Annotated in this window: 12 protein-coding genes; 11 read left to right on the forward strand and 1 reads right to left on the reverse strand. The window is 39.1% G+C overall.

The features are described 5' to 3' along the window. Positions 1-94: 94 nt before the first annotated feature. Positions 95-1,078 (reverse strand): biotin synthase BioB, encoded by a 984-nt coding sequence (gene bioB / locus DWX96_RS00005; protein WP_022244125.1) that lies wholly within the window; start codon positions 1,076-1,078, stop codon positions 95-97. A gap of 233 nt (positions 1,079-1,311) precedes the next feature. Here bioB and DWX96_RS00010 point away from each other — a divergent pair, with 233 nt between their 5' ends. The 11 genes from DWX96_RS00010 (at position 1,312) to DWX96_RS00065 (ending at position 13,473) form a co-directional block, all read left to right on the forward strand. After that, positions 1,312-2,121, forward strand: a complete 810-nt coding sequence (locus DWX96_RS00010; protein WP_118056730.1) for an MBL fold metallo-hydrolase — start codon at positions 1,312-1,314, stop codon at positions 2,119-2,121. A 45-nt stretch (positions 2,122-2,166) separates the two neighbouring features. Next, entirely contained in the window at positions 2,167-2,886 is a 720-nt protein-coding gene (locus DWX96_RS00020; RefSeq protein WP_330416133.1) for a hypothetical protein, read from the forward strand. Positions 2,887-3,143: 257 nt separating this feature from the next. Further along, the gene (locus tag DWX96_RS00025) at positions 3,144-4,007 is read left to right on the forward strand and encodes a hypothetical protein (protein WP_118056696.1); all 864 of its coding nucleotides are present in this window, start codon (positions 3,144-3,146) and stop codon (positions 4,005-4,007) included. Positions 4,008-4,146: 139 nt separating this feature from the next. Continuing rightward, positions 4,147-4,239, forward strand: coding sequence for an ATP-binding cassette domain-containing protein (locus DWX96_RS14855; RefSeq protein WP_197420783.1), 93 nt, complete (start codon positions 4,147-4,149; stop codon positions 4,237-4,239). Continuing rightward, complete coding sequence (locus tag DWX96_RS00035; protein WP_118056695.1) at positions 4,229-5,872, forward strand: ABC transporter permease; 1,644 nt, start codon at positions 4,229-4,231, stop codon at positions 5,870-5,872. Before DWX96_RS14855 ends, DWX96_RS00035 begins: the two co-directional genes overlap by 11 nt. Positions 5,873-5,998: 126 nt before the next feature. Beyond that, positions 5,999-7,486 carry an AAA family ATPase gene (locus DWX96_RS00040; RefSeq protein ID WP_118056729.1) on the forward strand — a complete coding sequence of 496 codons (1,488 nt, stop codon included), beginning with the start codon at positions 5,999-6,001 and terminating at the stop codon, positions 7,484-7,486. Between the two features lie 15 nt (positions 7,487-7,501). After that, the gene (locus tag DWX96_RS00045; protein ID WP_118056694.1) at positions 7,502-9,541 is read left to right on the forward strand and encodes a sulfatase-like hydrolase/transferase; all 2,040 of its coding nucleotides are present in this window, start codon (positions 7,502-7,504) and stop codon (positions 9,539-9,541) included. 18 nt (positions 9,542-9,559) lie between these two features. Further along, the gene (locus tag DWX96_RS00050; RefSeq protein WP_118056693.1) at positions 9,560-11,392 is read left to right on the forward strand and encodes an aminotransferase class I/II-fold pyridoxal phosphate-dependent enzyme; all 1,833 of its coding nucleotides are present in this window, start codon (positions 9,560-9,562) and stop codon (positions 11,390-11,392) included. After that, complete coding sequence (locus DWX96_RS00055) at positions 11,389-11,619, forward strand: purine biosynthesis protein PurH (protein ID WP_118056692.1); 231 nt, start codon at positions 11,389-11,391, stop codon at positions 11,617-11,619. Before DWX96_RS00050 ends, DWX96_RS00055 begins: the two co-directional genes overlap by 4 nt. Before the next feature lie 33 nt (positions 11,620-11,652). Continuing rightward, the gene (locus DWX96_RS00060; protein ID WP_117841951.1) at positions 11,653-12,372 is read left to right on the forward strand and encodes a DUF4190 domain-containing protein; all 720 of its coding nucleotides are present in this window, start codon (positions 11,653-11,655) and stop codon (positions 12,370-12,372) included. Positions 12,373-12,408: 36 nt separating this feature from the next. Next, on the forward strand, positions 12,409-13,473 hold the full coding sequence (locus DWX96_RS00065) for a polysaccharide pyruvyl transferase family protein (RefSeq protein WP_118056691.1): 1,065 nt from the start codon (positions 12,409-12,411) through the stop codon (positions 13,471-13,473). The last annotated feature ends 109 nt before the right edge of the window (positions 13,474-13,582 follow it).

Below are 13,582 nucleotides of genomic sequence, written 5' to 3' on the forward strand. Positions count from 1 at the left end.
ACCGACCTCCAATCGTTAGATTTTTTGGTCTAACTTTTAGGGGTCGGTACAGGTGACGGCTTCCTTTTTTCTATCAAAGGTCCATAAGAATCTATTATGCTTCTTTCCAGTAATCCGGAGTTACATCCCTGCCTAAATCTTCTAACAATTTCCGGTCACTTCTTATGGTAGCGCAGGCAACGGTAGTCAGCATATTTCCGGTAATGGTTGCAGATGCACCAGCCTGAAAAGCAGTTTCACCATCGTTGGTAAGCAGTGCACGGCCGGCAGCCAGACGGATATTTGCATCCGGATTGATATAACGGAAGAATGCGATGGTACGCAGAATATCATCTTCACTTAACTGCGGCAGATTTTCTAATGGAGTTCCCGGGATTGGCATTAAAGCATTGATTGGAATAGAATCAATTCCCAGTTCAGCTAAACTTACTGCCATATCCAGACGGTCTTCCCAGGTTTCGCCCATTCCGATAATACCACCGGAGCAGGCGCACATGCCTTCCGCTTTTACTTTCTTTAAAGTTTCAATTTTCATATCGTAGGTATGGGTGGTGCAGATATTTGGAAAATTCCGGCGTGATGTTTCTATATTATGATGATAGCTGGTAACGCCTGCCTCATGAAGGCGGTGCAGTTGTTCTTCGTCTAAAAATCCCATGGAAGCACATAAATCGATTTTGCATTCCCGATGCATGGATTCAAAGGCGTGAATGGCTTTTTCAAACTCCGGACCGGTCAGTGCTTTTCCCGCAGTTACGATAGAAAATCGGTCAACTCCTTCGCTTTCGTTCATTTTGCAGGCTTTGATAATATCTTCTTCCGGCAGGAAGTCATATACTTCACAGTTGGTATGGTTATGTGCAGACTGGGCACAATATTTACAGTCTTCCGGACAGCGTCCGCTTCGTCCGTTTATGATAGAACATAAATCTACTTTATCTCCAATTCTTGCAGCACGGATTTTGTCGGCTCCTTCGCATAATTCCTTTAAATCGCAGGTAAGAAAAAAGGATAAATCATCCTCTCGCGTAATGCGTCGTCCGTCAATAATTTCCTGTGCCAGTGTCAGTGCATCCATGGTTTGTCTCCTTTGTATCTGTGTGAATTTTACAGTTCTTTATGATAAACAAAAATTAACTGAATGTCAACCTGAAATAAGATATGAGTTAACAATACGAGAAACAGGAGAAACTACAATGGATGATAGATGCATGAAGAAAATTGCAGGAAGAAAGCTGCCAGGATATGATTGTAGAAATAGTGGAAATTGGTATAATGAAAAGTAATGAGATAAGAAAAGGGGGATTCAATTTGAAAGCAACTGTATTAGTAGATAATATAGGAACGGAAATTGCAACTGGAGAATGGGGGTTGAGCATTTATATCAAACAGGCAGGAAAAAATATACTGCTTGATACGGGTGCATCAAACCGTTTTCTGGTAAATGCAAAAGCATTGGAAAAGGATATCGGGGCAGTGGATTATGGGGTATTGTCCCATGCCCATTATGACCATGCAAATGGGATACAGGCATTTTTTGAAGAAAATGAGAATGCGAAATTTTATCTTCAAAAGGGAACCGGTGAAAACTGTTATTTTAAGAAGTGGTTTATTCATAAATATATTGGAATTCCAAAACATATCTTAACCAGACAGAAGGATAGAATTGAATATGTGACCGGAAAGTACAAACTTTATGAAAATGTATATCTGATTCCCCATACGACAAAAGGTCTTGAGACAATCGGAGCCGCCAATAAAATGTATATCAGAGACGGCAGACGTTGGCGACCGGACAATTTTGCCCATGAACAAAGTCTTGTAATAGAGGAAGAGGATGGTCTTATTATTTTTAACAGCTGTTCGCATGGTGGCGCAGACAATATTATAAATGAGGTCAGCAAACTGTTTGAAAAGCCGGCAAAAATGATGATTGGTGGCTTCCACATTTTTCAAAAGGGGGAAACTGAAATTCGGCAGTTGGCAGAAAAAATAAAGGAAACCAGTGTAAAAAAGATTTATACCGGTCACTGTACGGGGGGAAGAGCTTTTCGGATTCTACAGCAGGAGTTAGGCGATATGGTGGAGCAGTTAAAAGTTGGTCTCGTAATAGAAGCATAGATATTTCAAAAGAAATAAAGGAAGTAACGGGAAAGGAATCAACAGATGAAAAAATACAAAATCACAGATATTATTGAGGATGAATTCGGCTGTGAAGGACGGCCGGAGGGGGAAGAACCGATGGTTACGATTCTTCTGGTGGATGATACCGGAAAACAGCGCAGCATCCGTATGGAGGATAAGCTGGCTTATGAAAAGAAACTGGATATCGGAGCGGAAATGGAGCTGCCGGAAGAAGAGGTAATGACATTAAACGGAAAAGAATATAAAGTGAAAAAACTGCTTGGAAAGGGGAAAGGCGGCTATTCCTATCTTGTGACGGATGGGGAGAAGGAATATGTCCTGAAACAGATTCACCATGAACCATGCAGTTATTACCAGTTTGGTAATAAGTTAGAGGCTGAAAAAAGGGATTATAAACGGCTTATGGAAATTGGAATTACCATGCCAAAGCTGCTTGATATCGATGAAACACAGGAACGCATTTTAAAGGAATACATTCCGGGAGACACTGTCTATCAGCAGGTGGAAAAGGACGCACTGCCGGAAATCTGCCTGCAACAGGTAAAAGAAATGTGCACAAAGTTATATGCTGCACATACAAATATTGATTATTTCCCTACAAATTTTATCCTGTGGCAAAATGTCCTCTATTATGTGGATTATGAGTGTAATGCCTATATGGAAGAATGGAATTTTGAAAACTGGGGAATCAAGTACTGGTCTAAGACAAAAGAATTCTTAGAATATGAACAGACTCATTAATAAAACTTAAGAGATTCTTAGAAATCTAAAATATTCATAAAAGGATTGCCGGGGACAAAATCTTTGTGATACAATAATCCAAAGCATAAAATACAATCCAGATAGCATTTTCTTTTATTCCATTCTGGCAGTCTTAAGCGTTATGACATTTCTGTATCTATCTATGCTTTTTATACCATCTATTAAATAAAAAGCAGGAGAAGTTACAGGAAAAGGAGTATGTAGCAGCTTCCTGCAAATCAAAGGAGGAACTACATATGACAAAGAAAGTACCAGCAGCAAACCGCAATTATAAGGATACGATTTTTCGTATGCTTTTTTCAGACAGGGAGTCACTTCTGTCACTCTATAATGCGGTAAACAAACGGAATTATACCAATCCCGATGACTTGGAAATTGTAACATTGGAAAATGCTATTTATATGGGAATGAAAAATGATCTGGCATTTATTTTAGACATGAATCTCTATCTTTATGAACATCAGTCTACAGTAAATCCCAATATTCCTCTTCGGGACTTGTTTTATATTGCAGCGGAATACCAAAAACTCATCGACCGGAAATCGTTATATTCATCTGCAATTCAAAAGATTCCGACTCCCGGCTTTTTTGTTTTTTATAATGGAATAGAGCCGTTAGAGGACTGTTGCATCAGCCGGCTGTCAGATGCTTTTTTACATACCGGAGCAGAACCGGCATTGGAACTGATTGTGACAACATTAAATATCAATGAAGGACATAATTGCGAATTAATGCAGCATTGCCGAAAATTAAAGGAGTATGCGCAGTATGTAGCGAAAGTCAGAAAGTATGCAGAGCAGCTTCCGTTGGAGGATGCTGTGGAACGAGCGGTTACAGAATGCATCCGGGAGAATATACTTGCTGATTTCCTGAAAAAGAATCGTGCGGAGGTAGTTGCGATGAGTATTTTCGAATATGATAAAGTGGAAGAAGAAAAGAAACTTCGCAAAGCGGAGTTTGAGGCAGGGGTGGAACAAGGTGAAAAACAGGCATCTGTTAAAGCAGCAACCCGGATGCTCCGGATGGGTAGCTTTTCTTTGGAACAGATAGCAGAAATTTCAGGATTATCTGTGGATGAAATCAAAGGATTAACAGAATAAATTTTTTTGAAAATTAATAATAATATTTCTCAACAGGATAACCGGAACTTGGTTATCCTTATTTTTGCGCTATAATTCCGATTAGACACGACTAACTTGCACGAAAGAAGGAGAAGCGCTACAATATGCAGTCAATCATGTGAACTTTACCATTAACGAGGGAGAATTTGTGGTGATTTTAGGACAGTCAGGAGCAGGAAAATCGACGGTAGTTAGGTCAGATGATAGATAAAAGCATCGACCGTGATTATTCAGCCATTGTAGACAGAAAATCTATTCCGGGACTGGCGCGGTTAGACAGTGAGTTAGAGCAGCATCAGTCATTTTCCTATCTGTTTGTGATCATTTTTGTGGGAATCGCAATCTTAGTAATTGCAACATCCATGGGAAGAATGGTAGAACAGCAGCGTACCCAGATAGGAACCATGAATGCCCTTGGTTTGAAACGGCATAAAATCATGCTGCATTATATCAGTTTCAGTCTTGTTGTTTCGGTAGTTGGAGTCGTTCTTGGACTGTTGGCAGGAACTTTGTGGGGAAGCCCGGCAGTCATTAGTATGTTTGCAAACTGGTATATCGTGCCGGGTCTGCATTCGGTATTCCATCCGATGTATTTTATCATTGCAGCAGGCATTGTGGCAGTATGTGTGCTTGCATCCTATATGAGCTGCCGGAAACTGCTTCGTATTAAACCGGCAGAAGCATTACGGCCGGCAGCACCGAAGAAAGGAAAGAACTGTATTTTTGAAAAATTGCCATTCTGGGAAAAACTTTCTTTTACCAGCCAGTATAATCTCAGGGATATTTCCAGGGCAAAACTGCGCAGCTTTATGTGTGTGATCGGAACAGCAGTAGGCATGCTGCTTATGGTATATGCGGTTGGCTGTAATGAGCTGCTGGGAAGCATGGTGGAAATCAATTTTAACCGTGTGAGTGCAGGCGAATATCAGATTAAATTCTCTGAGGATGCTAAGACGGAAGATGTCGATGCCATGGCGGAGGAACTGGATGGCGAAGCAGTGATGGTAAGCCAGATAGAGGTGGCAAAGAAGAAAAATGCTCCATCAGAAGAAAAGAAGAAAGAGACCATCACAGTATTAGAAGGAAAGAATCTCTATAATATACTGGATTTAAATAATCAGGTGGAAAATCTGACACCGGGAACCGTTGGAATCAGCCGCAAGCTGGCGGAAGACCTTCATGTGGAAAAAGGAGATACCATTTACTGGCATCTTTATAGTAAGAATACCTGGTATGAAGCAGAAGTCGGAACAATTTACCGAAGCCTTGAATCCCAGGGAATCGCATATCAGAGAGAAGACTATGAGAAAACAGGGGCAGAATATACACCGGGATTTTTGATGACAAATGAAAGAGCGGCAGAAGATAAAGCTGACCTTAGTTATGTAACCGGGGTAAACAGTAAAAGTGAGATGCAGGCGGCGTATGAAAACAGTATGTCGGTAATCAATATGATGGTTGTTATGATGGCGGTATTTTCAATACTTATGATAGTTGTGGTATTGTATAATTCCGGAGTCCTTTCCTTTCATGAAAGAGTAAAAGAATTTGCAGCATTGAAGGTACTGGGTTTACGATCTTCTAAAATAAGAAAAATACTGAGCATACAGAATCTGTGGCTGAGCATCATCGGAATCCTTATTGGAGCACCGCTTGGAAATGTGTCATTAAATGCGATGATAAATACCAATGGAGAGAATTTCGATTATAATCTGTCACTGGCACCGGTGGATTATATCATAGCCGGTATTCTGGTTATGATAATTTCGATGCTGGTAAGCTTTATGTTCTCAAAACGAATCCGCAGTCTCAATATGGTAGAAACCTTAAAAGGTGTAGAGTAAGCGGAGAATAAGTGGGTGAATAAGTGGATGAATAGACCTTTTCTTTTCAGAACCCTTGTGGTATTCTGAGAGAAAAGGTCTTTGTATATGGAAAGAACCTATGAAAAAGATACAGGAGAGAGAAAAATGCCAGTTTTTGACTTTAGTAATGCACCGGGCGGGAAGAAGACAGAGTCCGTATGCACTTATACAACTTTTCAGTCCAATGAGAAAGAGAAGACAGCGGATGAGCCGATACTTGTTCTTGACAATCAGAGCCGTCAGTGGAAACATCATTCCGGAGGAGTGTTTGCAAACCAGAGCCAGCAGACTGCTTTTGAATTTAAAGAGGAAAGCGAGACTTACAGCGCAGATATTTTAAAAGTAGATGCACGTTTCGTCAGCCTGATTAAATGGCTGGGAGAAAATCATATCAGTGTGCGCCTTTCAGGAGAAAACCGGGAAGACGGGTATGCTGTATACAAGATTCGGGAGACAACCTTTGGTGCAGGAACCAAATTGTCGGCAGAGGATGGATTTTTACAGTTTATGATAGAGAGACTTCTTGCCAGCAGTGCACCGACAGAGGAAATGGACGAGGAAGAAGAGGATGAAAATGGAGATGATATGAAGCTGACCAGCTTACAGAGCATTTCCGATTTTATGACTTGCGCCGGCAGAACCATGCCGGATAATATCCGCCTCTGGGCGAGAAGAAACCTTGCAGTAGCACGCTCCCATGAGGTATCACCGGAGGAACGCCGTCATGCCCAGAGAGCATTGTCTATTATGATGAATATCCAGTGGAAGAGCAATTATTTTGAGGCAATTGATCCGGTAGAAGCAAGAAAGATTCTCGATGAAGAGTTATATGGCATGGAGAAAGTAAAACAGCGTATCATGGAAACCATCATTCAGATTAACAGAACCCATACCCTGCCGGCATATGGACTGCTTCTGGTGGGACCGGCAGGAACCGGAAAATCCCAGATAGCCTATGCGGTAGCAAGAATCTTAAAGCTGCCTTGGACAACACTGGATATGAGTTCCATCAATGACCCGGAGCAGTTGACCGGAAGCTCCCGTATCTATGCCAATGCAAAGCCTGGAATTATCATGGAAGCATTTTCCATGGCAGGAGAATCCAATCTGGTATTTATTATCAATGAGTTAGATAAAGCAGCATCCGGCAAAGGAAACGGAAACCCGGCAGATGTGTTGTTAACCTTGTTAGATAACCTTGGATTTACCGACAACTATATGGAATGTATGGTTCCGACCGTGGGAGTTTATCCGATTGCTACTGCTAACAATAAAGCCGATATCAGTGCACCGATTTTATCCCGTTTTGCAGTAATTGATATCCCGGATTATACATCAGAAGAAAAGAAGATTATCTTCTCCCGGTTTGCACTGCCGAAGGTATTAAAACGAATCGGCCTGCATCAGGGTGAATGTGTTGTAACAGAGGATGGACTGGATGCAATTGTAGAGCAGTTTAAGCATACTTCCGGTATCCGTGATTTAGAACAGGCAGCGGAACATTTAGCAGCCAATGCCCTTTATCAGATCGAAGTAGACCATGTGCTATCCGTAACCTTTGATGCTGAAAATGTGAAGAAGCTGTTCGCGTAAAAGAAAGGAAATCCAATGAAAAAATCTTTAAAAAGCAGAATTGAAAAAGAGTTTGAAGAGGGCAGATTAGAACAGATAGCAGATGATTTGCAGGAATACAGAAAAGAATGTCCGTATGACAGGGATTTATGGTTTTATGAGTGCATTGAGGCAATGAGTATAGGTGATTTGGAACTGGCACAGCAGATTATAGAAAAATGTCTGCGTAACTTCCCTACAAGTTATGAAGCATATTATTATCAGGCTTGTATTTATCAGGAAAAAGGAGAAATATTAGATGCCTTGAAGAATTATATGATAACGGATTTTCTTTGTAATTATTTTAAACTGGAAAAAACCGAAATATATAGGGATACAGAGGAACAGATTAAAATCTTGCAGCCGCAGTTTGAAACAAGCGTACAGAACACAATTGAAGATGGAAATAATTCGGAACAGATGGGGAAAATGCTTTCTTTTATTGACCGTTCTACATGCTATTTTGGAAAATATGTGACTGCCCCACGAAATATTAAAGATAATATTATTGGAAAAGAATATTGGGTTGAAGATGATGAACAGCGTTATATAGGAATATATAGGGCACCTATACAACTATATATTGGAGAAGAAAATTTAAGTTTAGTTCGGACACAGGCGGAATTCTTGAAATATAGTAAATGTGGAACATATACTAAAATTGCAGGAAGCACGGAAGAGTATTTACAACCGATTGCAAGTACTGAAAAAAATAATATTCATTTTGTTAAGGAAGATGGTAAAGAGTACAGCATTCCGCAATATGATGCAAGACATTTTAATTATTATAGAGTAAAAAAAGATACTTTAATAAAGTCTAAAAAAAATGCTTATTATGGTTATCCTATACCATTAGGACATAATCCAAAGAGAAGAAAACTAGTTTTAAGTTTTTTTGTGGATGGATTGGCACAGGAAGTGATTAATGGTCCTGATTTTGAAAAATTAATGCCCAATACTTATCGATTTTTTAAAAAAGGTACAATATGTACAAATGCATTTAGTTGTTCAGAATGGACTTTCCCAAGCCTGGCAACTTATGAAAGTGGATTGAATACATTGCACCATATGATGTTTCATGGGGAAATAGATGGTGAATTGCCAAAAACAGTTCCGACTTTATCACAATATATGAAAAAAGCAGGCTATTATACCTGCAAACTGGATGGTGACTGGAGATGCATCTATTCCTATGGCTTTGCAAGAGGTGTAGACCAGTATGTTTACCACATACAGGCAATGGGTGCAAGGGCAGAACAGGAAATCATGAATGTGATAGAGCATTTAGAAACATTTAAAGAAACAGACCAGTATCTGTGGATGACAGTAGGAGATTTGCATGATGTGGCAGATGGCTGGGATTTATCTTTGGCAGTCCAGAAAAATCTGACATTGGAGGAACGTTCATTAGATGATAAAGGTCTTACATCAGTAAAACAGAAGTATAGTCCGAAAAAGAGTATGATGTATAAGAAAACGATACAGTATTTTGATATGCTGTTTGGATTTTTATATTCATACATTCAAAACAATTATAAAGAAAATGAAATGGTAATCAGTCTTTTTGCCGATCATGGACAGGGTTATCTTGCATCACCGGATAAAAATTTTCTCTCAAAGGAAAGAACGAAAGTGGCATTTATGTTTCGGGGCGACGGGGTGAAAGAACAGATAACAGATGAAATGATTTCTACAGCGGATTATGTTCCAATCATGTGTAAACTTGCTGGAATTGAAATGAGTGATGCAAAAATTGATGGGCGATTACCCAAAGCGTTTGGAGGAAAAGAAAGAAAATATACAATTACAGAATCACTGCATCCGGGAGATGTATATACTGCAGTAGCAAATACAAAAGAATATGAGATATATTTTGTGAATTCTGAGGCTACAGATAATGAGGGCAGATTCCATTTGAGAGATTATAAAGTATATGGATTATACCGGGATGGGGAAAAAGTGGAAGATGAAGCTATATTAAGAGAATATGAAAATATTTTTATAGAAAGAATACGGGAACATATTATTTATGAATAGATAACAAGGAGAAATAGCATGCAGGCAATGATTTTGGCAGCAGGAATGGGAAAAAGGTTAAAACATTTAACTGAAAATAATACCAAGTGCATGGTAAAAGTAAATGGAGTTTCCATGATTGAACGTGCATTAAAAATATTGGATAAGAAACAATTTTCCCGGATAGTGATTGTTGTTGGTTATGAAGGTCAAAAGCTGATTGATTTTATTGCAGAATTAGAAATTGATACTTCTATAGAGTATGTTTGGAATACAGATTATGAAAAGACAAATAATATATATTCATTGTCTCTGGCAAAAAAATATTTGTGCCAGGAAGATACCATATTGCTGGAATCAGATCTTGTTTTTGAAGAAAAAGTCATAGATATGTTACTTGAGGATGAAAGACAATCATTAGCTTTAGTGGATAAATTTGAAAGCTGGATGGATGGAAGCTGTATGGTAATAGATGCAGATGACAGAATTTTGGACTTTATTCCCGGAAAATATTTCGATTTTGCCGAAAAGGAGAAGTATTACAAGACGGTAAATATTTATAAATTAAGCGCTGGATTTTCAGAGAACGTATATGTGCCTTTTTTGGAAGCGTACGAGAAAGCAATGGGAGAAAATGAATATTATGAATCGGTAATTAAATTAATTGCAATGCTGGATACAAATGAAATTCGCGTCAAGAGACTGACCGGGCAGAAGTGGTATGAAATAGATGATATGCAGGATTTAGATATCGCAGAATCCATGTTTGAGACAGATGCCAGAGCACGTTACAGAAAATTAATGTACCGATATGGAGGATTTTGGAGATATCCTCATTTGATAGATTACTGTTATCTTGTAAATCCGTATTTTCCACCCCAAAGAATGAAAATAGAATTGATATCTAGTTTTGAAAAATTACTTACACAGTATCCGTCTGGACAAGAAGTAGATTCAATTATAGCAGCAAATGTATTTGGCGTAAAAAATGAATATATTGTGTTGGGAAATGGAGCAGCAGAATTAATAAAAGCTTTGCTGGATATCCTGCATGGAAAAATGGGGATAATCATGCCAACGTTTCAGGAATATGCAAATAGATATAGTGGCGAAAAAGTGATTTATTACCCGGAAAATAAAGATTTCCATTATGGCGCAGAAGAACTGATGGAGTTTTTTGAAGATAAGGAAATAAGTATTTTGGTATTGATTAATCCGGATAATCCATCGGGCAATTATATTCCGGTAAAAGAAATGATAAAAATTATAAGGTGGTCAGAAAAGAAAAATATAAAGGTGATAGTAGACGAAAGCTTCGTTGATTTTGTGGAAACAGAAGAAATATCAGAATCAGAAAATGTTACTCTTATAGAAGACAGTATTCTGGAAAAATATCCTGATTTGTATGTGATAAAAAGTATATCAAAGTCTTATGGTGTTCCGGGTATACGCTTGGGTATTCTGGCTTCGGCAGATATGAATTTACTCAATAAAGTGAGAAAAGAATTGCCAATTTGGAATATCAATTCCTATGGAGAGTTCTTTATGCAGATCATTAATAAGTATAAAAAGACTTATGCGGAGGCCTTGACTGAATTTAGAAAGGCTAGAAGTCAGATGATAGAATACCTGGCACAAATATCATATCTTCGTATTATTCCAACACAGGCAAATTATGTAATGTGTGAGGTGGTAAAGGGAACAAGTGAGGAGCTGTGTGTCCAAATGTTTGAAAAAGGATTTTTAATCAAAGATCTGACTGCAAAAGTGGCAGATGGAAAACAGTATATTCGTCTTGCAATTCGTAAATTTGAGGAAAATGAGAAATTATTTAGAAACTTAAAAATATATACTGAGGGAGAATTAGAATGAGAGGATATTTAATCAAAGATACAACAAAAGAAGAACGTGAGGCAATTGTTGCAGAATCCTTGGGAAATATTTCTGCAACCTGCGATGGATGTAGTGCCGGAATCGTGGAAATGTATCAGGCATACATTGATGGAGAGAAGGAACTCCGGGAGATTAATATGGAATTTAATGCCCGGTATGTAAGCGGCATGGAAGGACCGGAACGCCGGGGATGCCCGATGGAATAAAGTCGGTTTACATAATATAAAGGAGAAGGAAAAATGAGCAAAGAAAAAACAGAATACAGATTTAGCGTGCATGCGGCACCGGCAGTGATTAACCAGGTGATTCAGAATTATCTGGCAGCCAACCAGTATGTACAGATGCCAAAGCCAAATGCCAATTATTATTTCTTTAATGACCCGTGGATGAAGGGAAAACGTTCTATAGAATATTACATTCATGGAACAGAAGTGATTGTGCTGGCATATATGGGAACTTTTGAGAAACCAAGAGGGCTGGAAGGCTTTGTAGGTGCCATTCCAAAGAAATCTTTCCGGGATGATTTAGAACCGCTGTTTGTAGAACTGCATCGCATTGATATGATGGGTATGGCACCACAGCAGGGAATGCCAATGCAGCAGGGAATGCCAATGCAGCAGGGAGCACCGATGCAGCAGGGCATGCCACCACAGCAGGGGTATATCCCGCCACAGAACAGTGCCAATCAGTTTGTGGAGAAATCCAGAAAGACAAGGGAGAACTGGACGATTGCAGGTTTTGTAATCAGCTTGGTGGGACTGCTGTTATCCTTCTTTGGTATTACATACGGAGCAATTATAATTGTGCTGGAATTCTGGTGTGGATTCCAGGGCTTACAGACGAAGAAAAAAGGACTTGCAATTGCAACCATTGTGCTGGCGGGAATCAGTGTACTGCTTTTAATTCTGTCAATCGTGTATACTGCAAGCCATCCGGTGAGAAGTTACAGATACTATTAAAAGGAAACGTAAAATAAAAGAAGAGAGGTGACGGAGATGAAAATAGCTGTATTACACGGAGCAATTATTAATGCCGGCGATTTTTTGATAAAGAACCGGGCAATTTCATTACTGAAATATTTTTATCCAGACAGTGAAATCGTGGAATATTATCGAAATCAGAGTCTGGAAGAAAAACTTCCAGAAATAAATGCCTGCGATATTTTAGTGTTTGCCGGTGGACCTGGATATTGTAATGGATTTTATCCAAGGATGGCACCAGTTACAGATGATTTAAATAAAATTAAAATCCCAGTTATGCTCCTTGGCATGGGATGGTGGGAACACAATTCAGATGTGGTCAGCCAGTATAGTTATCAATTTGAAGAACCTATGAGGGCACTGTTTCAGAAAGCAATGGAAAAAGGCCTGAAGATGGGATGCAGGGATATTGCAACCGTGAATGTATTGCGCAACAATGGTTACGATAATATAGCGATGACAGGTTGTCCGGCATGGTATGATTTGGAACATATTGGAATTACAAGATATACCGGAAAAGGGCTGACATCCAGTAGAAAAATCTGTATTTCGGATTGCGGAAACATGGCGAATTGGGGTCTGGCAGTAGAATTGACCCAGTTTGTAAGAAGATTCTTTGGAAACTGTGAAATATATTTTGTCTGCCATAGAGGCTTCCCGGATGCAAGGCTTGGAATAGAACCAATTATGAAGGAACTGAATGTGCATTTTATGGATATATCAGGCAGTGATGAAGGATTTAAAGTATATGATGACTGCGATTTGCATATCGGATTTCGTGTACATGCTCATATCTATAACCTTTCCAGAAGAAACCTCTCCATATTACTGGAAGAAGATGCAAGAGGAAGCAGCCTCAATGAAACATTGGGATTGCCTGAGATTAAGACAAAGTATCTTCAGGTAGAAAAAGGAGCATTACAGTACCATATCAATGATAAGATAATTTACCAAGTGGAGGATGCACTTCTTAATCTTGCAGAGAATCATTATTGCAGCATGGAAAATGCATATCGCATGATGAATCAGTATTTTGAAAATATGAAACGTCACATTTTATCCATTAAGGATATTATATAGGAATGAAAATAAAAGAGATAACCCCGGTGTCAGTGATGCCGGGGCTATTTTACGCAAGAAGCTGTTGCAGGCAGGCACTACAGACCGGTAACAGGAGGAAAAAATATTT

Origin of the sequence: Roseburia sp. AF22-2LB (genome assembly GCF_003461125.1) — a bacterium.
Taxonomy (GTDB): domain Bacteria; phylum Bacillota; class Clostridia; order Lachnospirales; family Lachnospiraceae; genus Roseburia_C; species Roseburia_C amylophila.